This window comes from Streptomyces sp. GQFP, assembly GCF_021545335.1.
Taxonomy (GTDB): Bacteria; Actinomycetota; Actinomycetes; order Streptomycetales; family Streptomycetaceae; genus Streptomyces.
This window is the reverse complement of the sequence record NZ_CP089312.1, coordinates 8144286-8168553: the sequence shown is the minus strand read 5'-3', so window position 1 is coordinate 8168553 and position 24268 is coordinate 8144286. Positions and strand designations below refer to the sequence as shown.

At 69.9% G+C, this 24268-nt stretch carries 27 protein-coding genes; 14 read left to right on the top strand and 13 right to left on the bottom strand.

Going from position 1 to position 24268, the window contains the following annotated elements; all coding sequences use genetic code 11:
* Nucleotides 1-19: 19 nt before the first annotated feature.
* Nucleotides 20-1318, top strand: a complete 1299-nt coding sequence (locus LUX31_RS36810; protein ID WP_235479636.1) for an MFS transporter — start codon at nt 20-22, stop codon at nt 1316-1318.
* A gap of 98 nt (nt 1319-1416) precedes the next feature.
* On the opposite strand, the gene LUX31_RS36805 is transcribed toward LUX31_RS36810, so the two are convergent.
* On the bottom strand, nt 1417-1644 hold the full coding sequence (locus LUX31_RS36805; protein WP_235479635.1) for a hypothetical protein: 228 nt from the start codon (nt 1642-1644) through the stop codon (nt 1417-1419).
* 60 nt (nt 1645-1704) lie between these two features.
* Between LUX31_RS36805 and map the strand changes: the two genes are divergently transcribed.
* Nucleotides 1705-2562, top strand: coding sequence for a type I methionyl aminopeptidase (gene map, locus LUX31_RS36800; protein WP_235479634.1), 858 nt, complete (start codon nt 1705-1707; stop codon nt 2560-2562).
* 142 nt (nt 2563-2704) lie between these two features.
* Nucleotides 2705-3358 (top strand): biliverdin-producing heme oxygenase, encoded by a 654-nt coding sequence (locus LUX31_RS36795; protein ID WP_235479633.1) that lies wholly within the window; start codon nt 2705-2707, stop codon nt 3356-3358.
* 176 nt (nt 3359-3534) lie between these two features.
* On the opposite strand, the gene LUX31_RS36790 is transcribed toward LUX31_RS36795, so the two are convergent.
* Genes LUX31_RS36790 through LUX31_RS36780 form a run of 3 tightly spaced genes read right to left on the bottom strand, consistent with a single transcriptional unit; the run spans nt 3535 to nt 7273 of the window.
* The gene (locus LUX31_RS36790; protein ID WP_235479632.1) at nt 3535-4179 is read right to left on the bottom strand and encodes a PhzF family phenazine biosynthesis protein; all 645 of its coding nucleotides are present in this window, start codon (nt 4177-4179) and stop codon (nt 3535-3537) included.
* A gap of 57 nt (nt 4180-4236) precedes the next feature.
* Entirely contained in the window at nt 4237-5757 is a 1521-nt protein-coding gene (locus tag LUX31_RS36785) for an HtaA domain-containing protein (RefSeq protein WP_235479631.1), read from the bottom strand.
* Nucleotides 5758-5812: 55 nt separating this feature from the next.
* Entirely contained in the window at nt 5813-7273 is a 1461-nt protein-coding gene (locus LUX31_RS36780; RefSeq protein WP_235479630.1) for an HtaA domain-containing protein, read from the bottom strand.
* Between the two features lie 162 nt (nt 7274-7435).
* On the opposite strand from LUX31_RS36780, the gene LUX31_RS36775 reads away from it, so the two are divergent.
* The 7 genes from LUX31_RS36775 to LUX31_RS36745 all read left to right on the top strand — a co-directional run bounded on the left by LUX31_RS36775 (nt 7436) and on the right by LUX31_RS36745 (nt 14981).
* Nucleotides 7436-8467 carry a heme/hemin ABC transporter substrate-binding protein gene (locus LUX31_RS36775; RefSeq protein WP_443046035.1) on the top strand — a complete coding sequence of 344 codons (1032 nt, stop codon included), beginning with the start codon at nt 7436-7438 and terminating at the stop codon, nt 8465-8467.
* Entirely contained in the window at nt 8464-9549 is a 1086-nt protein-coding gene (locus tag LUX31_RS36770) for a FecCD family ABC transporter permease (protein ID WP_235479628.1), read from the top strand. Before LUX31_RS36775 ends, LUX31_RS36770 begins: the two co-directional genes overlap by 4 nt.
* A 94-nt stretch (nt 9550-9643) precedes the next feature.
* Complete coding sequence (locus tag LUX31_RS36765) at nt 9644-10468, top strand: heme ABC transporter ATP-binding protein (RefSeq protein WP_235479627.1); 825 nt, start codon at nt 9644-9646, stop codon at nt 10466-10468.
* A gap of 219 nt (nt 10469-10687) precedes the next feature.
* Entirely contained in the window at nt 10688-11830 is a 1143-nt protein-coding gene (gene efeO, locus LUX31_RS36760) for an iron uptake system protein EfeO (RefSeq protein WP_235479626.1), read from the top strand.
* 19 nt (nt 11831-11849) lie between these two features.
* Nucleotides 11850-13115 carry an iron uptake transporter deferrochelatase/peroxidase subunit gene (gene efeB, locus LUX31_RS36755; protein WP_235479625.1) on the top strand — a complete coding sequence of 422 codons (1266 nt, stop codon included), beginning with the start codon at nt 11850-11852 and terminating at the stop codon, nt 13113-13115.
* 5 nt (nt 13116-13120) lie between these two features.
* Nucleotides 13121-14017: an iron uptake transporter permease EfeU gene (gene efeU, locus LUX31_RS36750; protein ID WP_235479624.1), complete on the top strand. Its 897-nt coding sequence runs from the start codon at nt 13121-13123 to the stop codon at nt 14015-14017.
* Nucleotides 13962-14981: a hypothetical protein gene (locus LUX31_RS36745; protein ID WP_235480190.1), complete on the top strand. Its 1020-nt coding sequence runs from the start codon at nt 13962-13964 to the stop codon at nt 14979-14981. Before efeU ends, LUX31_RS36745 begins: the two co-directional genes overlap by 56 nt.
* A gap of 22 nt (nt 14982-15003) precedes the next feature.
* Here LUX31_RS36745 and LUX31_RS36740 read toward each other — a convergent pair whose 3' ends face one another.
* Nucleotides 15004-15756, bottom strand: coding sequence for a bifunctional DNA primase/polymerase (locus LUX31_RS36740; RefSeq protein WP_235479623.1), 753 nt, complete (start codon nt 15754-15756; stop codon nt 15004-15006).
* 177 nt (nt 15757-15933) lie between these two features.
* Nucleotides 15934-16575 carry a TetR/AcrR family transcriptional regulator gene (locus LUX31_RS36735; protein WP_235479622.1) on the bottom strand — a complete coding sequence of 214 codons (642 nt, stop codon included), beginning with the start codon at nt 16573-16575 and terminating at the stop codon, nt 15934-15936.
* Between the two features lie 111 nt (nt 16576-16686).
* Between LUX31_RS36735 and LUX31_RS36730 the strand changes: the two genes are divergently transcribed.
* The gene (locus tag LUX31_RS36730) at nt 16687-16872 is read left to right on the top strand and encodes a DUF6243 family protein (protein WP_235479621.1); all 186 of its coding nucleotides are present in this window, start codon (nt 16687-16689) and stop codon (nt 16870-16872) included.
* Between the two features lie 9 nt (nt 16873-16881).
* Here the strand turns inward: LUX31_RS36730 and LUX31_RS36725 are convergent, their stop codons facing one another.
* Nucleotides 16882-17979, bottom strand: coding sequence for a helix-turn-helix domain-containing protein (locus LUX31_RS36725; protein WP_235479620.1), 1098 nt, complete (start codon nt 17977-17979; stop codon nt 16882-16884).
* A 99-nt stretch (nt 17980-18078) separates the two neighbouring features.
* Between LUX31_RS36725 and LUX31_RS36720 the strand changes: the two genes are divergently transcribed.
* Entirely contained in the window at nt 18079-19296 is a 1218-nt protein-coding gene (locus LUX31_RS36720) for an MFS transporter (RefSeq protein WP_235479619.1), read from the top strand.
* The gene (locus LUX31_RS36715; protein WP_235479618.1) at nt 19293-19706 is read left to right on the top strand and encodes a cytidine deaminase; all 414 of its coding nucleotides are present in this window, start codon (nt 19293-19295) and stop codon (nt 19704-19706) included. Before LUX31_RS36720 ends, LUX31_RS36715 begins: the two co-directional genes overlap by 4 nt.
* Before the next feature lie 316 nt (nt 19707-20022).
* On the opposite strand, the gene LUX31_RS36710 is transcribed toward LUX31_RS36715, so the two are convergent.
* From LUX31_RS36710 to LUX31_RS36700, 4 genes are read right to left on the bottom strand one after another with little or no spacing between them, the layout of a single operon-like run.
* Nucleotides 20023-20328: a putative quinol monooxygenase gene (locus LUX31_RS36710; RefSeq protein WP_235479617.1), complete on the bottom strand. Its 306-nt coding sequence runs from the start codon at nt 20326-20328 to the stop codon at nt 20023-20025.
* 59 nt (nt 20329-20387) lie between these two features.
* Nucleotides 20388-20792 (bottom strand): ExeA family protein, encoded by a 405-nt coding sequence (locus tag LUX31_RS37605; protein ID WP_268828275.1) that lies wholly within the window; start codon nt 20790-20792, stop codon nt 20388-20390.
* Nucleotides 20753-21196 (bottom strand): AAA family ATPase, encoded by a 444-nt coding sequence (locus tag LUX31_RS37600; RefSeq protein WP_268828246.1) that lies wholly within the window; start codon nt 21194-21196, stop codon nt 20753-20755. Before LUX31_RS37600 ends, LUX31_RS37605 begins: the two co-directional genes overlap by 40 nt.
* A gap of 31 nt (nt 21197-21227) precedes the next feature.
* A complete protein-coding gene (locus LUX31_RS36700; protein WP_268828274.1) occupies nt 21228-21599 on the bottom strand; it encodes a Mu transposase C-terminal domain-containing protein in 372 nt (123 codons plus the stop codon).
* A gap of 365 nt (nt 21600-21964) precedes the next feature.
* Between LUX31_RS36700 and LUX31_RS36695 the strand changes: the two genes are divergently transcribed.
* Nucleotides 21965-23173 carry a Mucin-2 gene (locus LUX31_RS36695; RefSeq protein WP_235479615.1) on the top strand — a complete coding sequence of 403 codons (1209 nt, stop codon included), beginning with the start codon at nt 21965-21967 and terminating at the stop codon, nt 23171-23173.
* Here the strand turns inward: LUX31_RS36695 and LUX31_RS36690 are convergent, their stop codons facing one another.
* Together LUX31_RS36690 and LUX31_RS36685 are read right to left on the bottom strand one after the other, a co-directional pair.
* Nucleotides 23174-23383 carry a DUF397 domain-containing protein gene (locus tag LUX31_RS36690; protein ID WP_235479614.1) on the bottom strand — a complete coding sequence of 70 codons (210 nt, stop codon included), beginning with the start codon at nt 23381-23383 and terminating at the stop codon, nt 23174-23176.
* Entirely contained in the window at nt 23380-24207 is an 828-nt protein-coding gene (locus LUX31_RS36685; protein ID WP_235479613.1) for a helix-turn-helix domain-containing protein, read from the bottom strand. The genes LUX31_RS36690 and LUX31_RS36685 overlap by 4 nt, the downstream gene beginning before the upstream one ends.
* Nucleotides 24208-24268 lie beyond the last annotated feature (61 nt).

Sequence of the window (24268 nt, the reverse complement as noted above, 5' to 3'; positions counted from 1 at the left end):
CCCCACAGCATGACCCCCCGTGACCTCAGCGCTCCGTGCCCTCCTCCCCGACCTCTCCCCCTGGCGGGCCTCCCCCGACTTCCGGAAGCTCTGGCTGTCGGGGCTGATCACCAACTTCGGGAGTTTTCTGACCTTCGTCGCGCTGCCGGTGCAGATGAAGGAGCTGACCGGGTCGGCCGCCGCGGTCGGGGCGATCGGGGCCGTGGAGCTGGTCCCGCTGATCGTGTTCGGGCTGTACGGCGGGGCGCTGGCCGACGCGGCGGACAAACGGAAGCTGATCCTGTGGACGGAGGCCGGGCAGGGGCTGCTGTGCGCCGCACTGCTCGTCAACGCCCTGCTGCCCGACCCCCTCATCTGGCCGCTGTACGTCGTCGCCGCGCTCACCTCGGCCCTCGGGTCGGTGCAACGGCCGGCGCTGGACTCGCTGATGCCGAGGATCGTGGCGCACGAACATCTGCCGGCCGCGGCGGCGCTCAACTCCTTCCGCTGGACGGTCGGCGGGGTCGCGGGCCCGGCGCTCGCGGGCGTGGTCGTGGCGTACGCGGGGCTCGGCTGGGCGTACGCCGTCGATGTCGTGACCTTCGCCGTGTCCCTGCTGTTCGTCGTGGGGCTGGCCGCCTCCCCCGCCTCCCACGAGGCCGCGAAACCCTCCCTCCGGTCGATCGCGGAGGGCGCCCGCTACGCGTGGAACCGCAAGGAACTCCTCGGGACGTACGCCATCGACCTGGCCGCGATGTTCCTGGCGATGCCGCTGGCCGTCCTCCCGTTCCTGGCGGACGAGTTGAACGCCGAGTGGTCGCTGGGCCTGATGTACGCGGCGATCCCGGCCGGTTCCCTGCTCGTGAGCCTCACCAGCGGCTGGACCTCACGGGTGCACCGGCACGGGCGGATGGTGGTGCTCGGGGCGGCGGGCTGGGGCCTGGCGATCGCCGCGTCCGGGACCGTAGCCAACGTATGGCTGGTCCTGCTGTTCCTCCTCCTCGCCGGCTGCTTCGACATGATCAGCGGGATCTTCCGAGGCGCGATGTGGAACCAGACCATCCCGGACGAACTACGCGGCCGCCTCGCCGGCATCGAACTGCTCTCCTACTCGGTCGGCCCCCAGCTCGGCCAGGTCAGGGCAGGCGGCGTGGCCGCGTTGCGCGGGGTGCGCACATCGGTCTGGTCGGGCGGCCTGGCCTGCGCGGCGGGCGTGGGCGCACTGGCCCTGTGCCTACCGGCCCTGATGCGCTACGACGTCCGAACGAACGAACACGCGATACGGCTACGAAAGCAACGGGAGAAGACTGGCGGTACTGCCAAACAGAGGGCGATCTGACCTGCTCAGGGGCGCGGGGCTGTATCTGATCTGCGGCTCCGCCGCGTGGGCGCGACCAGCCACAGCGCACCCGCAGCCAACGAACCGCCCCCGACAACTCAGTCCTGGTCCCCGCCGCGCGCTCCCTCGTGCCACTTGGGATCGTTCTCCCACTCAAGGTTCCGCTCGCGGGCCGTCTCCATCGCGTGTTCGGCCTCCGCGCGAGTGGCATACGGACCGAACCGGTCCTTGCCCGGACAGTCCGGCCCCTCTTCGACCTTCTTGTGCTCCAGGCAGTAGTACCACTCGCCCGGTTTACCGACCGTGCGCTTCTTGAACAGGGCCATTGCCCACGCTCCTTTCACCACGTTCATCGTCCCCCACCCACGCTCGTTAAACTCACTGTCATGTCTGGCCAGTCGCTGCTCGTACCAGGGGACCTGTCCCCCATCCGTTCCGTGCCCGGAAACATCCGGCGTCCCGAGTACGTCGGGAAGCCCGCACCGACCCCGTACACCGGGGCGGAGGTGCAGACGCCCGAGACGATCGAGGCGATGCGGATCGCCGGGCGGATCGCCGCGCGGGCGATGGCGGAGGCCGCGAAGCTCATCGTGCCCGGGGTGACCACCGACGAGTTGGACCGGGTGGCGCACGAGTACATGTGCGACCACGGCGCCTACCCGTCCACCCTCGGTTACCGCGGCTTCCCCAAGTCTCTGTGCACGTCCGTCAACGAGGTCATCTGCCACGGCATCCCGGACTCGACGGTGCTGCGGGACGGCGACATCATCAACCTCGACGTGACGGCGTACATCGGCGGGGTGCACGGCGACACCAACGCGACGTACCTGGTCGGGGACGTGGACGAGGAGAGCAGGCTGCTCGTCGAGCGCACCCGGGAGTCCCTGGACCGGGCGATCAAGGCGGTCAGGCCGGGCCGGCAGATCAACATCATCGGCCGGGTCATCGAGTCGTACGCCAAGCGCTTCGGCTACGGAGTCGTCCGCGACTTCACAGGCCACGGCATCAATTCCTCGTTCCACTCCGGCCTGATCGTCCCGCACTACGACAGCCCCCACGCCACGACCCTCATCCAGCCCGGGATGACCTTCACCATCGAGCCGATGCTGACGCTGGGCACGTACGAGTACGACATGTGGGACGACGGCTGGACGGTCGTCACCAAGGACCGCAAGCGCACGGCCCAGTTCGAGCACACGCTCGTGGTGACCGACTCGGGCGTGGAGATCCTCACGCTGCCCTGACCCGCCCACCATCCATAAACCTGACATACAGCCCGCCTTCTCCTTGAGGGCGGGCTGGCTGCTTTTTCTGGGTACGCTTTTACCGACAGCCAGTCGGTAAAGGTATTGACTTAGGTTAGCCTTACCTCAGAGGATAGGTCTCATGGACTCCTTTTCGACAGTCATCCGCACCGCGTCGCACGAGCAGCACGTGGAGGCGGAGACCTCGACGTTCATGAGCGACATGCTCGGCGGCAGGCTCGGCGTGGACGCGTACGCGCGCTACACCGAGCAGTTGTGGTTCGTGTACGAGGCTCTGGAGGCGGCGGCCGGACGGCTGGCGTCCGACCCGGTGGCGGGTCCCTTCATCCAGCCCGAGCTGATGCGGCTGCCGGCGCTGGAGAAGGACCTCGCGCATCTGCGCGGCGCCGACTGGCGAGCGACGCTCACCGCGCTGCCCGCGACGCGGGCGTACGCGGACCGGGTCGCCGAGTGCGCCCGGGAGTGGCCGGCCGGATACATCGCCCACCACTACACCCGCTACCTCGGAGACCTCTCCGGCGGCCAGATCATCCGCGACCGGGCCGAGAAGACGTGGGGCTTCGCCCGCAAGGGGGACGGCGTCCGCTTCTACGTCTTCGAGGAGATCACGAACCCGGCGGCGTTCAAGCGGGGGTATCGCGAGTTGCTGGACGGGGCGGGGGTGGCGGTGGACGAGCTGGAGCGACAGCGGATCGTGGCGGAGTGCAAGCGGGCGTTCGCGCTCAACACGGGCGTCTTCCGGGCGTTGGGCGAGGAGTTCCCCATGTCCGCGTGACGGTCACCCCGGGGTGTTTCGCCCCCGCCGCCCCTACCCGTACCCATCCCTGGGGGCTGCGCCCCCAGACCCCCGCTACGGCTGGGTATTCAGCCCCTCCGGCGTTTGAGGAGCGGGGGTTCGGGGGCGGAGCCCCCGAGGATGGGACGGGTAGGGGCGGCGGGGGCGAAGAAAGCTCACCGCTCCAGGAACACCCGGCCCCCGACCTCCACCCACCCCATCGGCTGGGGCGCCGTCAGTATCTGTGAACCCTTGCCCTGGGTGATGTTCAGCGCCCGGCCCAGCTCGTGCGTCAGCAGCAGCGCCGCCGCCCCCGTCGCCTCGTCCTCCTCGATGCCGTCGTCGCGGCCGGGAAAGCCGCGGGCACGCACTCGGCCCGCCGCCTCGTCCTCCCAGGCCCACGCGTAGATCCACTCCCCCGCCGGCGGCACCGGCAGCGCGTCCACCTCCGCCGCCGAGCCGTACCGCCGCAGCGTCCGCCCCGGCACCCACTCCGCCCGCGCCTCGATCCAGCTGAACTCGCCGTCCAGCCGGGCCCCCACCAGCCCGGCCGGTGTGACGAGTTCGGGCACGTCGAGCAGCCAGGCCGTGCCGACGCAGGGGTGACCGGCGAACGGCAGGCGCAGGGTCGGGGTGTAGATGTCGATGACCCCGCGCTCGGGGTCATCGACGAACACGGTCTCGCTGAACCCGAGTTTCGCCGCGAACGCCTGCCGTTCGTCCCGCTCCGGCATGACGGAGCCCTCACGGACCACGCCCAGTTCGTTGCCGTATCCGCCGGTGGGCGAGCAGAAGACGCGGAGTACGTCGTAATCAGTCACGCGCGCATTCAAACACCCAGGTGGCGGCCGTCACCAACTACGCGTCCCCGTACGTCCTCACGCCTCCGTACGGCGACGCCTCACCGCCAGCACCACACCCGCGCCCGCCGCCACCGTCACCGCGGCGGCCGTGCCCAGCGCACCCACCGGAACGCCCGCACCGGTGGAAGCGAGCCCGCCGGTGGTCGAGCCGGTGGTGCCGCCGGTCGTGGAACCCGTCGTACCGGAGGACGAGCCGCCCGTGGAGCCGGACGAGCCGGAGGAGGAGCCGCCTGTGGAGTCCGACCCGCCGTCCCCGCCCGGGAGTTCGGCGCCCTCGGCGACCGCCACGGACAGGTCGACCGGGTCGAGTTCCGTGCCCGTCTCGTAGAAGTCGCCGAAGGCCTCCGCACCGGCCGCTGTGAGCTTCGCGGTCACGTCGGACAGGGTGATGACATCGTTCACAGCCGTGAGGTCGGTCGCGTCCGTCGTCAGGTCGGCCAGGACCACGTCGTCGGACGTCTCGCCGAGGCTCTCCACGTCGGCGGTGAGTTCGCCGGCGCCGTTGTCGATCGTCGCCTTGAGGTCGCTGAGGGTGAGGTCGAGGCCGTACATGCCGTTGTCCTCGTGGCCCTTGAAGTTCACGGCGCCCGCGAAGGCGGCGGAGAGGGTCTCGGCGTCGGTGTCGTACTCGCCCGAGCCGTCGACGAACGTGAACACGCCGTTGTCGGCGGCCTGGGTCGCGCCGTCGGAGGTCGTGATCGCGCCCTTGGCGACGCCGTCCACGACGTACGTACGGAAGGACTGCTTCACACCCCAGCCGAGCGTGCCGTCGGTGATGTCACCGCTCACCGGGGCTGCGGTGTCGGTGTCCGACGGGGACTCCGAGGGCGAGGCGGACTCCGACTCGCTCTGCGACGGCGACGGGGATGCCGAGGTCGAGGCCGAGGCAGAGGACGAACCCGACGGAGTCAGGGACGGCGAGGTCGACGCGCTCGGGGACGTGGACCCGGACGGGGTCGTGGACTCCGTCGTCTTCTCCACGACCGTCAGCGGGTCGCCCGCCGCCCCGCTGTAGCTGGAGCTGCCGAAGACGGTCGCCGCCTCCGCCGTCAGCTTGGTCGCCATGTCGGTCATCGTGCGGGAGACCGTGACGTCGGCGAGCGGGACGTCGTCCTGGGTGGTGCCGCTCTTCGTGACATCGGCGGTGATCTTCGCCGCCTTGCTGTCGAACTTGACGTCGGACAGGGTGAGTTCGAAGCCGTGCGCCGTGGAGGCGATCTTGAGGCTGCCCTTGAAGCCGAGGTCCACGGTGTTGTCGGTGGTGTCGTAGGTCCCCGCGCCCTCCGTGAAGGTGAAGGCTCCGTTGTCCGCGGCCTGCGAGGCGCCGTCCGCCGGGGTGAAGGTACCGGCCGCCATTCCGGTCACGTAGGTGCGGTACGACTGCTTGATACCCCAGGTCAACTCGTAGCCACTGAGCGGGACTTCGGCGGCCGAGGCGGTGGAGGCGACCGTCGTGGCGAGCGCGGTGGCACCGAGCGCGACAGCCGTGGCCACGGCGGCGGCGAGAGCGAGGGGGCGTCTGGAGGAGGCGGACATGGTGGTGGTTCTCCTAGGTGGACGGTCCGCCAACCGGCGGACGATGTAAGGGAGTTCAGGCCCCGTCCGGCGCATCGGCGGCGGCGGCGGTGGCCGTGCGGGCTTTGCGCCTGCGGACGACGACCGCCAAGGCCGCGGCCGCCAGCAGCAGGGCGCCGGCCGCCAGGCCGACGGGCAGGAGCGGTGAGCCGTCGTCGGAGCCGGAGGCGGTGTCGCTCGCGGCGTTCTCCGTGTCCGGTGCGGCGGACTTGGCCGCCGCCTCCGGGGTCGCGGACGTCTCCGTCCCGGTGCCCGCGCTGCCCAGGTCGGGCAGGGCGGGAAGTTCGGCGTCGTCGGTGAGGGTGACGGCGAGGGAGACGGGGTCCATCTCCGTGCCCGCCTTGTACATGCCGCCGAAGGCCTGCGCGCCGCGTTCCGTCAGTTTCGCGGGCGCCTCGGTCAGCGCTACCAGGCCGTTCTTGGCCGTCGGCTTGGCGGCGGTGAAGGTGATCAGCGGGACGTCGGCGCCCTTGAAGTCCGGGCTCGCCACGTCCGCGTACAGCGTGCCGGTGCCGTTCGCTGCGACCGTGGTCCGCAGTCCGCTCAGCGCCAGGTCGAGGCCGTTCTCACCCGTGAAGCGCACCACGCCGGTGAAGGTGACGGCCAGTTTGCCGTCCTTGTACGTGCCCTTGCCGCTCGGGAAGCGGAAGAGGGCGCCGCCGTCCTGGGCGCCTGAGGACAGCGTCCACTTGCCCTTGGCGATGTCACCGGTGACGTACTCGCGGAAGGTGCGGCGCACCCCCCAGTCAACGGCGCCGTCCTTGATCGCGCCCGAAGTCGCCTTCGGGGCCGTGGAGTTGGAGGGGGTGGCGGTGGGGGCCTTGGTCGTCGGTGTCGTCGTCGGCTGCTTGGTGGCCGCCGCCTGCACATCCGCCGAGAGGCTCACCGGGTCGAGTGCGGTGCCCGCCGTGTAGTACCCGGCGAAGGACTTGGCGCCCTCGGCGGTGAGAGTGGCGGGGAGGTTGTTGAGGGTGACCGCGTTGCCGCCGCCCCGCATGTCGATCCCGCCCAGGGAGAGGGAGGCGAAGGGCACCTGCGAGGACGTCGTGACCGTCCCGGTGTCCTTCGCCTTGCTGGTGACGTCGACGTAGAGGGTGCCGGAGCCGCCGGAGATCCGGACGGTGGGGCGGCTGATGGTGAGGTCGAGCTGGTAGGTCCCGTCGGCCTTCTTGTGGCCGACGAAGTGGACACCGCCGGAGAAGCCCGCGCGGAAGGCGCCCGTGTCGCCGTCGTACGAACCCGTGGCCGAGTGGAAGCGGAACTGGCTGCCGCCGACCGTGGCCGCGCCGCCCGTGAGGGAGAAACTCCCCTTCGCTATCGGGCCGGTGACATAGCTCTGGAAGGACGATTTGATGCCCCAGTCGAGCCTGCCGCCCTGCACGGTACGGCTCGCGGCATGCGCGGCACCGGCCGGGAGGAGGGCCCCCAGGACGGCCGCACACAACACGGTCACCAGGGCACGTAGGCGCGCAGGCATGAGTTGTCCTCCGATATCCGACGGGATTCGACTGCCAGTAGCGAGCGAAGGTAAGGCTAACCTAAGCTTTGGCCAGCGGAAGCGTAAGAGGGCCGAGAGAATCCGAGTCGATCCAAGTCGATCCGAGACGCTCCAAGAGAAACGGATGGCACCGTGGGACGCTTGCGTACGCGATTGGCGGGAGCACTACTGTCCGCGCTCGCCCTCACGGCGACCGGCTGCGCCGGCGCCCAGGGCTCGGGGCAGGACAGTCCGCAGGGCACGGCCAAGGCCGCCGCGAGTGCCGCCGCCGCGGATCGCGTGGAACCCCTCGCGAACCCTGCCGAACCCCAACTCCCCGTCACCGTACGGTCGTCCGACGGGGCGAAGGTGACCGTCGAGGCCGCCGAGCGGATCGTGCCCCTCTCCGGCAGCCTCAGCGAGATCGTGTTCACGCTCGGGCTCGGCGACCGGGTCGTCGCCCGGGACATCACCGCCACCTTCGCCCAGGCGGAGAAGCTGCCGATCGTCACCCGCAACCACGACGTCTCCGCCGAGAGCGTGCTCTCCCTCAAGCCCGACCTGGTCCTCGCCGAGACGACCACCGGCCCCGAGGAGGCCATCGGCCAGATCCGCGACGCCGGTGTCCCGGTCCTCGTCATCGACCCGGCGAAGGACCTCGGCGACGTCGGCCCGCGCATCCAGGCGGTCGCCGACGCGCTCGGCGTACCGGCCGCCGGGAAGGAGCTGACCAAGCGCTCCGAGGACCGGATCGCCGCCGTACGCAAGGGGATTCCGAAGTCTTCGGAGGGGAGCGAGAAGCCTCGCGTCGCCTTTCTCTATCTGCGTGGCTCCGCCTCCGTCTATCTCATCGGCGGCAAGGACTCCGGGGCGACCTCGCTCCTGGAGGCCGCGGGTGCCGTCGACGCGGGCGCGGACTCGGGGCTCGAAAAGGACTTCACGGCGATTACGACGGAGGCGTTGGCGCAGGCCGCGCCTGACGCGATTCTCGTCATGACCAAGGGACTTGAGTCCGTCGGCGGGATCGACGGGATGGTCGAGATTCCCGGTGTCGCGCAGACGCCGGCCGGGATGGAGCGCCGGGTCGTGTCGATCGAGGACGGCGTGCTCCTCAACTACGGGCCGCGTACGGACCAGGTGCTGAAGTCGATCGTGGCCCAGCTGTACGCCGACAGCGACGGAGATGCGCAATGACCTTGCTGGACAAGGTGGTTGATGCCGCTGAGGAGGCCTCGCCCGTACGCCGGGTGCGTGGCGGCACCTGGCTGCTGACCGTCGGACTCGTCGTCGCGCTGCTCGTGCTCGTTCCGGTCGCCGCCGGGCTCGGGGCGTATCCGATCCCCACGGGTGATGTGTTGGGCTCGGTGCTGCACAAAGTCGGGCTCGGTGGGGCCGAGTTGGAGCGTGTTCCCGAGTCTGTTCTGTGGAACGTCCGTTTCCCTCGTATCGTGCTCGCGCTGCTCGTGGGGGCCTCGTTGGGGTGTGCGGGGGCGTTGATGCAGGGGATGTTCAGCAATCCGCTTGCCGAGCCGAGCATTATCGGCGTCTCGTCCGGGGCGGCGGTCGGTGCGGTGGGGGCGATCTCGCTCGGCCTCAACTTCCTTGGCACGGTGACGATTCCGACTGTCGCGTTCGTGACGGGGCTCGGGACTGTGTTGCTGGTGTATTCGATGTCTCGCGCCGGTGGTCGTACGGAGGTCGTGACTCTGATCCTCACCGGGATCGCCGTGAACGCGTTCGCGGGGGCGTTGATCGGGCTGTTTCTGTTCTTCGCGGACACGGCTGCGGTCAACCAGATCACGTTCTGGCAGCTCGGGTCGCTTGCGCAGGCGACCTGGTCGAAGGTGCTGGCGGTGTTGCCGTTTGCGGTGGTTGGGCTGTTGATCGCGCCCCTTTATACGCGTCGGCTGGACCTTCTGGCCCTCGGTGAGCGGCCTGCGCGGCACTTGGGCGTGGATGTGGAACGGATGCGGGTCGTGCTGATTCTGGTGATCGCGCTGCTGACGGCGGCGGCCGTCGGCGTCTCGGGGATCATCGGGTTCGTCGGACTGGTGATTCCGCATCTGCTGCGGATGGCTGCGGGGCCGGGGCATCGGTTCCTTGTGCCGGGCAGTGCGCTTGGGGGTGCGGTGGTTTTGCTGGCCGCCGACTTGGCGGCCCGGACGGTTGCCGCCCCCGCCGAGCTTCCGCTCGGGGTACTGACGGCGCTGCTCGGTAGCCCGTTCTTCTTCTGGTTGCTTCGGAGGACTCGGCGTCGGCAAGGGGGGTGGGCTTGAAGGGTTGTTTGTCGGCTGGCGGCCGGTGGGGACTTGTCGCGCAGTTCCCCGCGCCCCTGGGTAAGTCTCCAACTCGACCTCTAGGAAGCTTCACGTGAGACTCCTCCGTTCTCGTCCCTCCCCTCCTCCCCCCGCCGAACCAGGGGACGTTCTCGCCGAAGTCGAAGGGCTGCATGTTCGCCTTGGCGCCCGTGAGGTGCTTCAGGGGGTTGATGTGGTTGCCCGGGCCGGGGAGGTGTTGGCACTCGTCGGGCCCAATGGGGCCGGGAAGTCCACCCTGTTGGGTGCGCTCGCCGCCGATCTGCCGGCCGCCGCAGGGGTCGTACGGATTCATGGGCGGCCTGCCGGTGAGTGGCAGGCCGCCGAACTCGCCCTGCGGCGGGCCGTGTTGCCTCAAGCCGCCTCGCTCTCCTTTCCGTTCAGTGTGGAAGAGGTCGTTCGGATGGGGCGGGCGCCCTGGGCCGGGACCGAGCGGGAGGACGAGGACGATGTGGCCGTGGGTGAGGCGATGGGGGCCGCCGAGGTGGCCGGGTTCGCCGTGCGGCCGTTCTCCGCGCTGAGCGGGGGTGAGCGGGCCCGGGTCGCGCTGGCCCGGGTGCTCGCCCAGCGGGCGCCGCTGCTGCTGCTCGACGAGCCGACGGCCGCGCTGGACCTGCGGCACCAGGAGCTGGTGCTGCGGGTGTGCCGGGAGCGGGCGCGGGCCGGGGACGCCGTGGTGGTCGTACTGCACGATCTGGGACTCGCGGCGGCCTACGCGCACCGGGTGGCGATCCTGAGCGCCGGGCGGGTGGTGGCCGACGGGACGCCCGAGGTGGTCTTCGAGGAGCGGTTGCTGTCGGACGTGTACCGGCAGGCCATCGAGGTGTTTCCGCATCCGCGTACCGGAGCTGTCCTGATCTCGCCGGTCCGGGATTCTTGACCTGTGCATTGCCTGTGAATGGGGCCTTCTTTACGTCCCCTTTGGTGAGCGATTGGGTTGCCGTGATCGGAGCGTGCCCTTACGGCGCCTGTGAGAGCTGAATCACCGAATGTCCGGGTATCACTGAGGCAAGCCTTAGGTAAGTTAGGGCCGCCTCACCAACTTTTGTGAGTCCGGACACGTCGATTTCTCGCCACTCACCTTCACCCAGGAGCCCGTATGCGTGCCGTCAGACTCTCCGTCGTCACCGCAGCCGCCACCGCGGCGGCGCTGGCCGCCGTCACCGGCTGCACGGAGAAGGGCAGCTCCGGGAGCGACGGCGACCGGGTCATCAGCGTCACCGCGACGGACGACAAGTGCGAGGTGTCGAAGAAGGAGTTCCCGGCCGGGCACGTCGAGCTGGACATCGAGAACAAGGGTTCCAAGGTCACCGAGGTCTACGTCCTCTTCCCGGACGACCGGATCGTCACCGAACGCGAGAACATCGGCCCCGGCACCAAGCAGAAGGTCACCGCCGAGGTGAAGGCCGGCGACTACACGATCGCCTGCAAGCCCGGTATGAAGGGCGACGGCATCCGTCAGGCCGTCAAGGCCACCGGCGGTACGGTCGCCAAGCGCGACCCTCGTCTGGACGCGGCCGTCGCCGCCTACCGCAAGTACGCGCAGGAGCAGGCCGACGCCACGGTGCCGCTCGCCGAGGTCTTCGCCAAGGCGGTCAAGGCCGGCGACATCGAGGCCGCGAAGAAGGCGTACGCGCCCTCGCGCATCGGCTGGGAGCGCACCGAGCCGGTCGCCGAGTCCTTCGGTGACATCGACCCCAAGGTCGACGTCCGCGCCGACGGTCTGGAGGCCGGGCAGGAGTTCACGGGCTGGCACCGGCTGGAGAAGTCCCTCTGGCAGGACAAGAAGATCACCGACGCGGACAAGACCCTCGCCGACCAGCTGATCACCGACCTGACCGACTGGCAGAAGCGCGTCGGCAAGGCCGAGATCACCCCGACCTCCATGGCCAACGGCGCCAAGGAACTCCTCGACGAGGTCGCCACCGGCAAGGTCACCGGCGAGGAGGAGCGCTACTCGCACACCGACCTCGTCGACTTCAAGGCCAATGTCGAGGGCGCGGAGAAGTCGTACGAGCTGCTGAAGACGGTCGCGAAGGAGAACGACGCGGCGCTGGTCACGGAGCTGGACAAGCAGTTCGCCGCCCTGAACACGCTGCTCGACAAGTACCGCGCGGACAAGAACTCGTACGACTTCACCTCGTACGACAAGGTCAGCGACGCCCAGCGCAAGGAGCTCTCCGACGCGGTGAACGCGCTCGCCGAGCCGCTGTCCAAGCTCGCCGCCGCCGTCGTGAAGTAGAAGTGAGCGAGGAACTGTGATGACGGAGACACCCGAGACCCCCGCGGGCAGTACCTCGCGGCGGGCGCTCATCGGCTGGGGCGGGGCCGGGCTCGCGCTCGGGGCCGCCGCGGTCGGCGGGGCCGTGGCGGTGACCCGTGGCGGCGACGACGTGCAGACGGTCGCCGCCGAGACGGGCGGCGCGATCGACTTCCACGGCGGCCACCAGGCGGGGATCGCGACGCCGGTGCAGGACCGGCTGCACTTCGCCGCGTTCGACGTGGAGACCGACGACCGCGCCGAGTTCGTCCAGATGCTCAAGGACTGGACGGCCGCGGCCCGGCGGATGACCGCCGGGCAGACGGTCGGCGAGGGCGCGTACGGAGGGCTGGCCGTGGCTCCGCCGGACGACACCGGGGAGGCGCTGGGGCTGAAGCCGTCGCGGCTGACGCTGACGGTCGGGTTCGGGCCCGGCCTGTTCGAGAAGTTCGGGCTGGCCGAGCGGCGGCCTGAAGCGCTCGTCGATCTGCCGCAGTTCCCCGGGGACAACCTCGACAAGAACCGCAGCGGCGGCGATGTGTGCGTGCAGGCGTGCTCGGACGATCCGCAGGTCGCCGTGCACGCGATCCGCAACCTGGCCCGGATCGGCTTCGGCAAGGTCTCGGTTCGCTGGTCGCAGCTCGGCTTCGGGAAGACGTCCTCCACCACCCCCGAGGCACAGACCCCGCGCAACCTGCTCGGCTTCAAGGACGGCACCCGCAACATCGCGGGCACCGAGACGGCCCGGCTGAAGAAGTTCGTGTGGGTGGACGGTACGGATGTCGATGACAACTCGGCCTGGATGGACGGGGGTTCGTATCTCGTCGCCCGGCGCATCCGGATGCACATCGAGCCCTGGGACCGGACCTCCCTGCAGGAGCAGGAGGACATCATCGGCCGCGACAAGGGCGAGGGCGCCCCGGTCGGCAAGGCGAAGGAGCGCGACAAGCCGTTCCTCAAGGCGATGCTGCCCGACGCGCACGTCCGCCTCGCGCACCCCGACTCCAACCACGGGGCGACCCTGCTGCGCCGCGGCTACTCCTTCACGGACGGCACGGACGGTCTCGGCCGGCTTGAGGCGGGCCTGTTCTTCCTCGCGTACCAGCGGGACGTCCGCAAGGGGTTCATCCCCGTGCAGCGCAATCTCGCGACCGACGCGCTCAACGAGTACATCCAGCACGTGGGTTCGGCGGTCTTCGCGATCCCCCCGGGCGTCCGGGACAAGGACGACTGGTGGGGCCGCGCACTGTTCACTGAGGAGGCGTAGGCGCCGTGTTCGCGAACTATCTCATCGGCCTGCGCGAAGGGCTGGAAGCAAGCCTCGTCGTCTGCATCCTCATCGCCTATCTGGTGAAGACGGACCGCAGGGACGCCCTCAAGCCGATCTGGATCGGCATCGGGGTCGCCGTCACACTGGCCCTCGCCTTCGGCTGCGTGCTCGAATTCGGCTCCCAGGAGCTGACGTTCGAGGCCCAGGAGGCGCTCGGCGGCTCACTGTCGATCGTCGCCGTGTGCCTGGTGACGTGGATGGTCTTCTGGATGCGGCGTACGGCCCGTCATCTCAAGGCCGATCTGCACGGCAGGCTGGACGCGGCGCTCCAGATGGGCACGGGCGCGCTGGTCGCGACCGCGTTCCTGGCGGTGGGCCGGGAGGGCCTGGAGACCGCGCTGTTCGTGTGGGCGTCGGTACGGGCGTCCAGCGACGGCACCGAAGGGCCCCTGATCGGCGTGCTGTTGGGCATCGCGACGGCGGTCGTGCTCGGCTACCTCTTCTACCGGGGCGCCCTGCGCATCAACCTGTCGAAGTTCTTCACGTGGACCGGCGGCATGCTGGTCGTGGTCGCGGCGGGCGTCCTGGCGTACGGCTTCCACGACCTCCAGGAGGCCGACTGGCTGCCGGGGTTGAACAACAAGGCCTTCGACATCAGTGACACGATCCCGCCGGACAGCTGGTACGGCACGCTCCTCAAGGGCGTCCTCAACTTCCAGCCGGACCCGACCGTCCTCCAGGTCACGGTGTGGGCGCTGTACCTGATCCCGACGCTCGCGCTGTTCCTCGCCCCGGTAGGGTTCGCCTCCGGGAAGGGGAAGGTGAAGCCAGCTGATGAGCAGGTTGAGCAGGGGTCGCACCCCTCGGACACCACGAAGGACACGGCGAGTCCGTCTTGACCGGAGTGCCCTCGTAGCGGCCTCGGTGACCGTGTTGTCGCTGGCCGCGAGCGGCTGTGTCGTGGTGCACGGCGAGCGCGAGGTGGTCCCGGCGGCGACCCGGGCGGAGGCGGCCGAGGCGCTGAAGGACTTCACGGCCGCGTACAACAAGGCGGACAAGGCGAACGACCGTGCCCTGGACGCCGACTACGTCACCGGCGCCCTCGGCGCGATCGACGCGGCCCGGCTGAACGCGGGCCGCGAGAACAACCCGGCCGGCAACCCGTCGTACGTGCCGCTGGAGTTCACGGACACGAAGTTCGCGATCCCGAAGAAGGCGGGCTGGCCGCGCTGGTTCGTCGCGGACGCCGACGCCAACAAGGGCAACGACTCGCGCTGGCTGCTGGTGTTCACGCGCAGCAACGTGGCCGAGCCGTGGGCGGTGGCGTATCTGACGCTGCTCGCCCCGGGCGACGTACCGGCGTTCAAGACGGACAAGGACGGTCTCGCGGAGCCGGTGACGGCGAACTCGGCCGAACTGGCCGTCGCGCCCAAGGACTTGAGCGCGGACTACGCGACCTACCTGAAGGACGGCACCGGCGACGTCTTCGCGCCCGGGGTGCACACGAGCGGCTGGGTGGAGCAGCGCAAGAAGAGCGCGATCAAGCCCGGCCTCGTCACGCAGTACATCGACGAGCCGCTGAGCAAGGACGACTTCGCCCCGCTGGGCCTGCGTACGGCGGACGGTGGCGCCCTGGTCTTCTTCGCCACGCACCACTACGAGAAGCAGACGGCCGCGCTGGGTACGTCGATCCCGGAGCCGAGCGACAGTGTGCTGGCGCTGACGACGGGTGAGATCAAGCAGTCGCTGACCCTGGAGTTCGTGTCGAACCAGGCGGTCCTCGACCCGGGCAAGGGTGCCGCGGGCCAGGGTGTGGAGTTCCTGAGCCGCATCCAGGGTCTGACGGCGGCGCAGGGAGAGTAACTCCGGCTGTTGTGGCGGGGGTTCAGCCTCGGGAGGGCCAGGCCGTGGCGGCGTGGTCGTGGTCGGGCTCCTCGCCGGCGTACCGGGCGCAGGCGTCGGTGAGGACTTCGAGAAGGCTCAGCGGGTCGGGGAGGGCGAACTCCGGTCCGCGTACCCAGTACACGCCCTGGTCACCGGGCAACCGGGCGGGCGGTACGAGGACATAGGAGCCCCGGCAGTGCCAGCGCAGGCCCGGATGCTCGTCCGCGGTCTCGGGGTGGCAGTCCAACTCGCAGGGCCACCACTCGTCCTCGTCGTCCGGGGTGCCACGGGTGAGCGTGAAGAACAGCAGCCGGCCGTCGTCGCTCTCGGCGACGGGTCCGACCTCGATACCGGCCCCGAGGAGCCGCTCCAGCGCCTCGCGCCCCGCTTCGAGGGGCACGTCGAGCACGTCGTGGACTATGCCGGTCGCGGTGATGAAGTTGGCCTGCGGCTGATGCCGGGCCCAGCGCTCGATCTGGGCACGGTCGGTGGTGGACTGCGTCTGCCAGGCGAAGGAGATCGGGTGCCGGGCGGGCGTCGGACAGCCGACGCGGTCGCACGAGCATCGGTAGGCGGAGGGGTGCGCGGCGGGCGCGAGGGGCAGTCCCGCACGGGCGGCGGCGAGCAGCAGCTCCTCACGGCGCCCGCGCTCGGCGCCGGCGGCGGCCTCGTGGGCATCCGCTCGGCGTCCACGCAGCCACTGGGAGATCCTGCCCTGCCGGCCCGTCGTACGACCGCCGAACTCCGCGCTCATGTATCGCCTCGCCTCGCTGTTGTGCGGACAGCCTGCTCCATGGTCCCACCATCCTGCGCTGCGGGAGGCCGGAGCCGACATCCGGGGTGGGTGGGACGAGGCGTACGGGAGGTGGGATCGGCCGTTTTCCGGTCGATTGACAGGATTTAGCACCTGCCGTTTTCGGCCATCCTGGGCCTACTTGGCACTGGGCGAGGCGATTCCGTGGAGGGCGTAGTCGACGAGGGTGTCCGTGTACTCGTACGAGATCGGCCCGGTGTACTGGAGCCAGCGCTGGGCGAGCGGGGAAACGAAGAGTTCGAGGGCGATACGGGGGTCGATGTCGGCCCTCACCTGCCCGGCTTCCTGGGCGGCGCGCAGGCGGTCGACGTAGAGCTGGAGGGAGGGTTCGAGCAGCTTGGCGACGTATCTGCGGCCGAGTTCCTCGTTGACGAGGCCTTCGGCGGCGAGGCCTCGGGAGGGGACCGCGAACACGGGGTCGAGCAGTTGGTCGACCGTGAGGCGCAGGACGGCCTTGAGGTCGGCGGACAGGTCGCCGGTGTCGGGGATGACGTACGCCTGGCCGGGCGCGGCGGCCTCGGCGGCCTGCTCGCTCAGATCCAGGAAGGCCTCCATGAGGACGTCCCCCTTGGAGGACCACCACCGGTAGATGGTCTGCTTCCCGACTCCGGCCCGGGCGGCGATGCCCTCGATGGTCGTCTTCTGGTACCCGACCTCGCCGATGAGGGCGAGGGCGGCTTCGTAGATGGCACGGCGGGACTTCTCGCTGCGGCGGGTGGAGTCGGGGGCGGGCCTGTCGGGGGCGGGTTTCTGGACCATGTCGGCAATTTATCAGGTTGACAAGACGGAGCGTCTCGCCGCAGGGTGAGAGGGTCCGGTTGGACGAGACGATACGTATCGTCATTCATCTACGGCAGAGGGAGACGCACCATGGCACGAGGCAGCGGAAACATGCTCGGAGTCGGCGGCACCCGCAGCAACCTGGGCCGCAGTGCCCTGCGGGGCGGTGGCCGGGGCGAGAAGGTGGGCGGCGGCACGGATCCGCAGGCCCAGAAACGGGAGCTGCTGCGCAAGCTGCAGGAGAAGCGGGCCGAGGAGGAGGCGCAGGACGAGTAGGGAAGCCGCTCAGCGCAGTACGGCCGCCAGCAGGTCGGTCCCCAGGGCCGTCAGGTCGGGCAGGTTGAGGGTGTGCCGGACGTAGCGGCCGTGCCGCCGGGCCGTGAGCAGGCCCGCGCGGCGCAGGACGGCGAGGTGGCGGGAGACCTCCGGGGGCGTGAGGTCCCAGACGTGGGCCAGTTCGCCGGTGGTGTGCGGGCCACGGGCCAGGGTGCGCAGCAGCCGCAGCCGTACGGGATGGGCGAGGGCCTCCAGCCGGAGGGTGACCGTTTCCAGCGGCACCGGCTCCGCCGACGGGCTCGGCTCGGCCACCGGGTACTGGACGACCGGATGCCAGCCGGGCGCCTGGACCGCCACCAGGTGCGGCCGGCCGAAGACGCTGGGGATGAAGGTGACCCCGGTGCCGTGGGCGGCGGTCGCCTTGTCCTGGAGCTTGTCCACGATGATGCAGTCGCCGTCGGGGGCGAGGGCGACGGCGCCGGAGACCGACGCGAGCGCGGCCCCGATGCCCTGGCGCTTGAGCAGGTCGTTCTTGAGGCGCAGATCGGTGGCGAGCCGTACGGCGACGCCCGTCCAGGCGGCGTCGAAGAACGCGTCGGCGCACTGCTCGAGGGTGTCGCGCACCCAGGCCCGTACGACGGCCGGGTCCGCGAGGAGCCGTTCCGCGAAGGCCTCCTGGCGTGCGCCGCGGGCCTGGGCGAGGTCCAGGGCCCATTCGCGCGCGGTCCTGTCGCTGAGCGGCGACGGCGAGCCGAAGTGGACCCGGCTGCTGCCGCAGGTGGTGACGAGCGCGGCGGTCACGTACAGCTCGTCGTCGATGCGGTCCACGTCGTCCAGTTCCTCGGCGAGGATGGGCCGGGGGCGGGCGGGGATCAGGAAGTCGGCCTGCGAGGAACGCCAGAGGAAGTCCGCCTCCCGCAGCCGCTCGGCCAGTTCGGGCCGCAGGCCGACCCAGACCTCCCCGGCCCACCCGGCGAGCTGCGGATGATGCCCGGGCTCGGCGAGCACGTGGAGCATCGCGGTCAGTTCGGCCAGCGGGGAGGCGGCGAACCGCAGTCGCTCGGACGGCGGTCCGCTGATTCCGCTGATGTCGATGCGCAACGTCATCCATTCATCATCGCTGGCCGAAGGGGCGAGGACAGCGTCAGTTGACGCTGTCCGTCAACTGACATGACCGACCGGACGGCCGTACGCACTGTTGACGCCATGCCGACAACCACGACCAAGGTCGATCCCCGCGCCCTCGTCCGCGCCTCCGGAGGCCCCCGCTACGCCGTCGCCCTCGCGGTGGACGCGCTCGGCACCGGCCTCCTCCGCCCGTTCCTCCTCCTGTACGGGGTGACCGTGCTGGGGCTGTCCGCGCCGGCCACCGGCATCGCCATGACGGCCGGGATCATGGCGGGTCTGATGTGCATGCCCTTGGTGGGCCGTTGGCTGGACCGGGGTGCGCGCAGCACGGTCGTGGCGGCGTCGATGCTGGTGCGGGTGGTGGGCGTGGCGCTGCTGCTGGCCACCCCGGCGGGGCATGTCGGGCAGTTCGCGGCGGCGGCGCTCTTCCTCGGTATCGGCAACCAGGCCTGGCCGGCCGCCCACGCGGCCCTCGTCGCCACGATCGCCCACGGCAGACAACGCGACGCCGCCCTCGCGGCGGGCCGCGCCCTGCGCAACGCCGGCCTGGGCGTGGGCGCGCTCATCGCGACGGCGAGCCTGGCGGGCGGCGCCGACGCGCTGCGGGCACTGGCGGCCGGCACCGGGCTCGCGTATCTCACGGCGGCGGCGCTGGCGTGGTCGGTCCGGGTGCGAGTGCGTCCGGCCGCCGTCCCGGCAGGGAGGAGGATCGCGGGACCACCGGCACCCCGTATGCCCGCACTGCTGGCCGCCAACGTGGTGTACGTCTTCTGCCTCAACATCCCTGAGATCGCACTGCCGTTGGTGCTGGTGACGCAGTTGCACGCGTCCCAGGTGTGGTCGGCGGCCATCTTCGTCGCCAACACGGTGCTGGTGGTCACCCTTCAGGTCCCGGTCACCGTGCTGCTGTCCCGCTACTCCCGGCGGACGGTGCTGGCAGGCTCCGGCGTGGTGCTCGCGGTGTCGTACGTCGGCTTCCTCGCGGCCACTTCACTGGGGCACGGGTGGGCGGCCCCGGCGGTCGCCGCCGTTTCCGTGCTCTGCACGATCGGCGAGATCATCTACGCGGGCAGCGCGACGGCACTCGTCACGGCGATGGCGCCGGCCCAGGTCATGGGCCGTACCCTCGCCCGCTTCGAACTCTCCACGGGGTTCGGGCTTGCGGTGTCCCCGGCGGTGATCACGGTTCTGGCACCGCACGGGGCGACGGCGCTGTGGGGCAGCCTGGCGGCGGCGACACTCGTGTCCTCGGCTGCCGTGGCCAAGGAGAAGGAGAAGGAGAAACGGAAGAGATGACCACCCACCACCACCCCGTGGACCACGAACTCATCGAGGCCGCGGCGCACATCGCCCGCACACGCTGCCGGGGCGACAACCACACGATGGCGGCAGCGGCCCGCGCCCGGGACGGCCGGATCGTCACAGCGGTGAACGCCTACCACTTCACCGGAGGCCCCTGCGCCGAGTTGGTGGTCATCGGCACGGCGGCGGCCCAGGGGGCGTACGACCTGGACACGATCGTCGCGGTGGGCGACCGCGAGCGAGGGGTCGTCCCGCCGTGCGGCCGATGCCGCCAGGTGCTCCTGGACTACTTCCCGACGCTCAAGGTCATCGTCGGCAAGGGAGACGACCTCCGAGCGGCCCTCATCACCGAGTTGCTCCCCGAGACGTACGTCTGGGCGGACCACCAACTGGACGCCGAGTAGCGACGCGTCGGCGTCCAGGCTGTCCGAAGCGACTGCGCACCGAACGAGCGTTCGGAGAAACGGAGACATGGTCGCCTCCTACTCCTCCGCGCTGGACGGTGTCGCCGCCAACCCGGCACTCCCACACCGCTGTTGCTGCGGTTGCTCGCCTTCGAGGGCAGGGTGTTGAGCGACGCTGAAAATGCCGACAGTCGCGGCACTCAGGATGCCGACGGATGAAGAGCAGGACGCCCCGCTGGGGTGGTCCCAGCGGGGCGGTTGTTGGCGAGGTGTCGCAGGGGTCGGCACGGTGCCGGATCCAGTCGCGGGCTGGCGATCAGGAGGGAAGGCCCTTGCCGCCGTGAACCGTCAGGTGCGTCTGCTCCGGAATTCCCGCGATCAATGGCCGAGCCTGTTGGATAAGCGTCCTGATGTCCTCGGGCTCCAAAGATGCATCATGTGCTGGTTTGTCGGTCCAGAGTTCGAGGACCCAGACCATGTCAGGCTCGTCCGAGGTGCTGACGAGGTAGTGGATGCAGCCGGGGTCACGCTCCAGCAGCTTCGCCGCTCGTAGCAGGCAATCAGCCAGGTCATCGCCTTTGCCGGGTTGGGTCGGGAACTTGCTGACGAGTCCGTATGTCATGCCGGAACCGTATGGCCAGCCACTGACAATGGCCGTTGTCAGAAGTTTCCGTGATCGCTTCAGTCGAGGACTTCGGTGACGGCGGACTGTGCGGCTTTTTCGTCGACGAGGGACTTGCCTGCGGCGAACGTGGCGACGAGGGATTGCAGGCAGAGGTTGTTGACGGCGCGGGGGAAGCCGCGCGAGGTGGTGTGGATGAGGGTGACGGCGTCGTCGGTGAACAGTTGGTCGCTGCGGCCGGCCAGGCCGAGGTGGTGCTTGATGTAGCTGCCGGTCTCGCTCGCGGTCATGCCCGGCATGGTGTAGCGCAGGGCGGTCCGCTGTTCGAGGGCGGCCAGGACGGCGAGTTTCATCGTTCTGCGCAGGGTGGGCTGGCCGACCAGCAGGCAGGACAGCGGCGAGTCCTGGTCCATGGCGGTGTTGGTCAGCATCCGGATGGCTTCGAGCTGTTCGTAGGAGAGCAGGTGGGCTTCGTCCAGGACGAGGACGGGGTGCGGCCGCGTTCTTCGCGTTCGGCGGCCAGGGCCAGGCCGGTCTGTGCGGTGAGGCGGGAGCCGAGGTGAGAGGGCTGCTGGCCGAAGGCGGTGACGATGGCTTCGTGGATGCCGCGGACTCCGATCATGGGGTTGGGCAGGTAGATCACGGTGTGTTTCGAGGGGTCGATGCCGTGGAGGACGGTGCGGACGGAGACGGTTTTGCCGGCGCCGACTTCGCCGGTGACGACGCCGATGGAGCGTTCGGAGATGCACCAGGTGATGCGGGCGACGGCTTCGTTGTGGGATGCGTGGCGGTGGAGCATGCCGGGGGCGAGGTCGCGGCCGAAGGGCATGCGGCTGAATCCGTAGTGGGCCTGGAGTTTCTCAATCACGCTGGTCCTCCGTGCAGTTGGCGGTGCGGGGTCATTCGCCGGGCAGGTCGGTGAGGTCGACGACCGGTGTCGGCGGCGGTTCGCCCAGGGCCGCATAGTTGACCTTGGCGGCGAGTTCGGCGGTGTGGGCGGTGTTGATCAGGCCGAGGTAGTCGATCCCGGTTGTCGTTCGGGGCTCCTCCGCCGGTGTTTCGGGGCGGGCCTTGGGGTGGGAGTGTCGGCTGACCTGGAAAGGCAGGGCGGTTCCCATGTCCTGCCCCTGGAGACGGACGCGCAGGAAGGAAAGGTCGAAGGGGTCGAAGACCAACTCGACTCGCTGACCGACGAGTTGAGGGTCGACTTGGTAGCGGTTGCCGTGCACGCGAACGTGCCCACCCCCACGGCCGCAACATGCCCGAGCAATCAGGACAAACCAACTCGCCCCTCACCAGGCGAACTTCGACCCACGCCGGATCAACCTCTACCGTGCGCACAGCGCCTCCGCGCGCTACACGGCCCTCCCGGCGCTCGGTCAAGAGATACCGGGAGGGCCTCTTCGCGCGCCCTTCGCCGGCAAGGTGCCGCCCCAAATCTGCACCTCTCCGTCGGCAGGCACGCTTACCGATCTTGTCGGCGCAAAGCTGCCCAAAGTGCCACACTCGTAGGTATTTTCAATGACGGCTAACAGGCAGGGGCGAGGGCCCGCCCTTCCAGTCCCTCCACCGGCCGGGCCTGGCCGCCTCGGCCGTCGAGGCTGTCCGCGCCCACCCGATCCCCCATGTGCGAGTCATGTTCGCGACCCGCGGCCAAGCCGAGCCCGAGCAGCGGGCCTTGCTCGCGGACGACCCCTCACCCGAGGTACGGGCCGCCGTCGCGGCCGGACCCGAGTGGACCCACGATCACCGGACGAAGGTCCGTCCCCTGTCGGACGCCGCGTGCGAGCGCCTCCTCGCGGACCCCGAACAGGCCGTACGCAGAGCGGTGTTGCACTCGACCCACGTGCCGCCGTCCTTCCTCGCCTCCCTGGCCGGGCATCCCGACCCGGCCGCACGCCGGGCCGCCCTGCGCGTCTGGGACGAGCTGACGGCGGACGAGCACGCGGCGCTGCTCGCCGATCCCGACCCGGAGGTACGGCGGCGGCCCGAACTGTGCGCGTGCCCGCAGGACGCCAAGCTGACCACGGCGCTGCTCGCCGACCCCGCGCCCCTCCGTGAGGTGCTGCGCCGGGGGCTCCTCGACCGCACGGAAGCGGAGCGACTGCTCACCGAGGGCGCCCACTTGGCCGGCCTCGCCGCCAACCCGTCCCTGCCGCCCGCCCTGGTGAACCGCCTCGCCGTCGACCCCGACCACGACGTACGCCTCGCGGTCTCCCTCCGCCCCGAGCTGACGGAGGCCCGCCGCGCCGCGATCGACATCACCGTGGACCCGCACGCACAAGCGACCGTGGACTGGGTGGCGGCCGCCCTCGCCGACCAGGACGTACTGCGCCGGGCAGCGACCTCGACCCACCCCTTGCTGCGCCGAGCCGTGGCTCTCAGCCCTCACCTGCCCCCCGGACCTCCTACGGCTCCTGTCCGAGGACACGGACGCCGAGGTGCACAGATACCTGGCCACAAGCCACCCGGACACACCAGTGGAGGTCCTGATGAGCGTGTACGCATGGCTCGGCGGAACGTGCTCCGCCTGGATGGCGACGGGCCACCCCGACTTCCCCCGCGAGGGCCTGGCCGCCGCTACGCGGATGACCCGAATCCGATCTACCGCCTCCTGGTCGTCCGCGACCCCGCCGCCGCCCCCGATCTGCTCGAGCGCCTGAGCCACGACCCGGACATCCGGGTCCGCCAGTCGGCGGCCCAGGACCCCCGCCTCCCCTTACCCCGCCTCATCGAGGCCCTCACAGAACCCGAACTGGCCTTCTGCGCGGGCGTGAACCCGGCGCTTCCTCCAGGTGAGATGGCGAGGGTCATGGACAAGGCGGGGGTACCCACGACCGGGTGATCAGACGGTGCCGAACTCGCCGCCCTTGACGCCCTCGACGAAGGACGAGAACGCGTCGACGGGAAGGCCCAGAACCGGGCCACTCGGGTCCTTGGAGTCACGGACGGGGACCACGCCGCGAGTGGCGGCGAGGTTTGCGGCGACCTCGATGCACTGGCCGCCGTTGTCGCTGTAGGAGGACGTGAACCAACGCGGGGACTCGGTCGTCACGGGGTGCCCTTTCGTAGCTGCTCGATCATGGCCACGGATGCCGCTTGGGAGAGCGCTTCGGCCTGTAGCTGATGGTATGCCGTCAACACGGGCAATACGAACGGGCTTTCACGTTCGAGGTGCCCCCGCTGGGCGGACTCCGCGTACGAGATGAGCGAGCGGTCCGGCAAGGTCAGCACCGTGATCGGCAAGTTGAACGGGCGTCGCTCCCCCATGTCGAACGGGGCGATCTGGAGGACGGTGTTCGGCAGTTCGGCGAACTCCAGCAGCCGCGCCCACTGGCCGCCCATGACGGCCGGTTGACCGATGGGCCGACGGATGCAGCTCTCGTCCAGCACCACGAAGATCATCGGCGGCGGTGTCCGCACGAGCGTGGCCTGACGTTCCGCGATGAGTGCGATCCGCTCGTCGGCCTGGTCGCCGGTGATCGCTCCCCGCTTCACCGCGCTCCGCGCGAGGGTTGCCGCGTACTCCGGTGTCTGCAACAGACCGGGCATGATGCCCACTTCGTACAGCCGGATCTCCGCCGCTTTCGCCTCGTGCTCGACCATCTGCGGGAAGCCCTCCAGCAACCCCGCGTTGCGCACCTTCCTGTACGCGCGTTCGAACATGTCGCCCGTCCCGAACGCCGCGTCCGCACTTCGCGCGAGGCGCAAGGTTGGAAGTTTGCGACCGGTTTCGACCGACGATAGATGCGTGCTGGAGTACCCCATCCGCTCTGCCAGCTCTTCCTGCGTCCAGCCACGCTCTTCCCGTGCAGTGCGTAAGCGCGCCCCGAAGGCTGCCTGGGGCGAACTGTCCGGGTCCAACTCCTTGCGGTTCAAAGTTCGTTCATCAACCTTTCTTGCTCGCCTGACAAGTTGAAGGGTTCCCGCCCGTGGGCCA

Excerpts from the sequence above, each read along its gene's own strand:
- LUX31_RS36805 (WP_235479635.1), bottom strand. The coding sequence starts at position 1,644 with ATGGCCCTGTTCAAGAAGCGCACGGTCGGTAAACCGGGCGAGTGGTAC.
- map (WP_235479634.1), top strand. The coding sequence starts at position 1,705 with ATGTCTGGCCAGTCGCTGCTCGTACCAGGGGACCTGTCCCCCATCCGT.
- LUX31_RS36795 (WP_235479633.1), top strand. The coding sequence starts at position 2,705 with ATGGACTCCTTTTCGACAGTCATCCGCACCGCGTCGCACGAGCAGCAC.
- LUX31_RS36785 (WP_235479631.1), bottom strand. The coding sequence starts at position 5,757 with ATGTCCGCCTCCTCCAGACGCCCCCTCGCTCTCGCCGCCGCCGTGGCC.
- LUX31_RS36780 (WP_235479630.1), bottom strand. The coding sequence starts at position 7,273 with ATGCCTGCGCGCCTACGTGCCCTGGTGACCGTGTTGTGTGCGGCCGTC.
- LUX31_RS36770 (WP_235479628.1), top strand. The coding sequence starts at position 8,464 with ATGACCTTGCTGGACAAGGTGGTTGATGCCGCTGAGGAGGCCTCGCCC.
- efeO (WP_235479626.1), top strand. The coding sequence starts at position 10,688 with ATGCGTGCCGTCAGACTCTCCGTCGTCACCGCAGCCGCCACCGCGGCG.
- efeB (WP_235479625.1), top strand. The coding sequence starts at position 11,850 with ATGACGGAGACACCCGAGACCCCCGCGGGCAGTACCTCGCGGCGGGCG.
- LUX31_RS36740 (WP_235479623.1), bottom strand. The coding sequence starts at position 15,756 with ATGAGCGCGGAGTTCGGCGGTCGTACGACGGGCCGGCAGGGCAGGATC.
- LUX31_RS36735 (WP_235479622.1), bottom strand. The coding sequence starts at position 16,575 with ATGGTCCAGAAACCCGCCCCCGACAGGCCCGCCCCCGACTCCACCCGC.
- LUX31_RS36730 (WP_235479621.1), top strand. The coding sequence starts at position 16,687 with ATGGCACGAGGCAGCGGAAACATGCTCGGAGTCGGCGGCACCCGCAGC.
- LUX31_RS36725 (WP_235479620.1), bottom strand. The coding sequence starts at position 17,979 with ATGACGTTGCGCATCGACATCAGCGGAATCAGCGGACCGCCGTCCGAG.
- LUX31_RS36720 (WP_235479619.1), top strand. The coding sequence starts at position 18,079 with ATGCCGACAACCACGACCAAGGTCGATCCCCGCGCCCTCGTCCGCGCC.
- LUX31_RS36715 (WP_235479618.1), top strand. The coding sequence starts at position 19,293 with ATGACCACCCACCACCACCCCGTGGACCACGAACTCATCGAGGCCGCG.
- LUX31_RS36710 (WP_235479617.1), bottom strand. The coding sequence starts at position 20,328 with ATGACATACGGACTCGTCAGCAAGTTCCCGACCCAACCCGGCAAAGGC.
- LUX31_RS36695 (WP_235479615.1), top strand. The coding sequence starts at position 21,965 with ATGTTCGCGACCCGCGGCCAAGCCGAGCCCGAGCAGCGGGCCTTGCTC.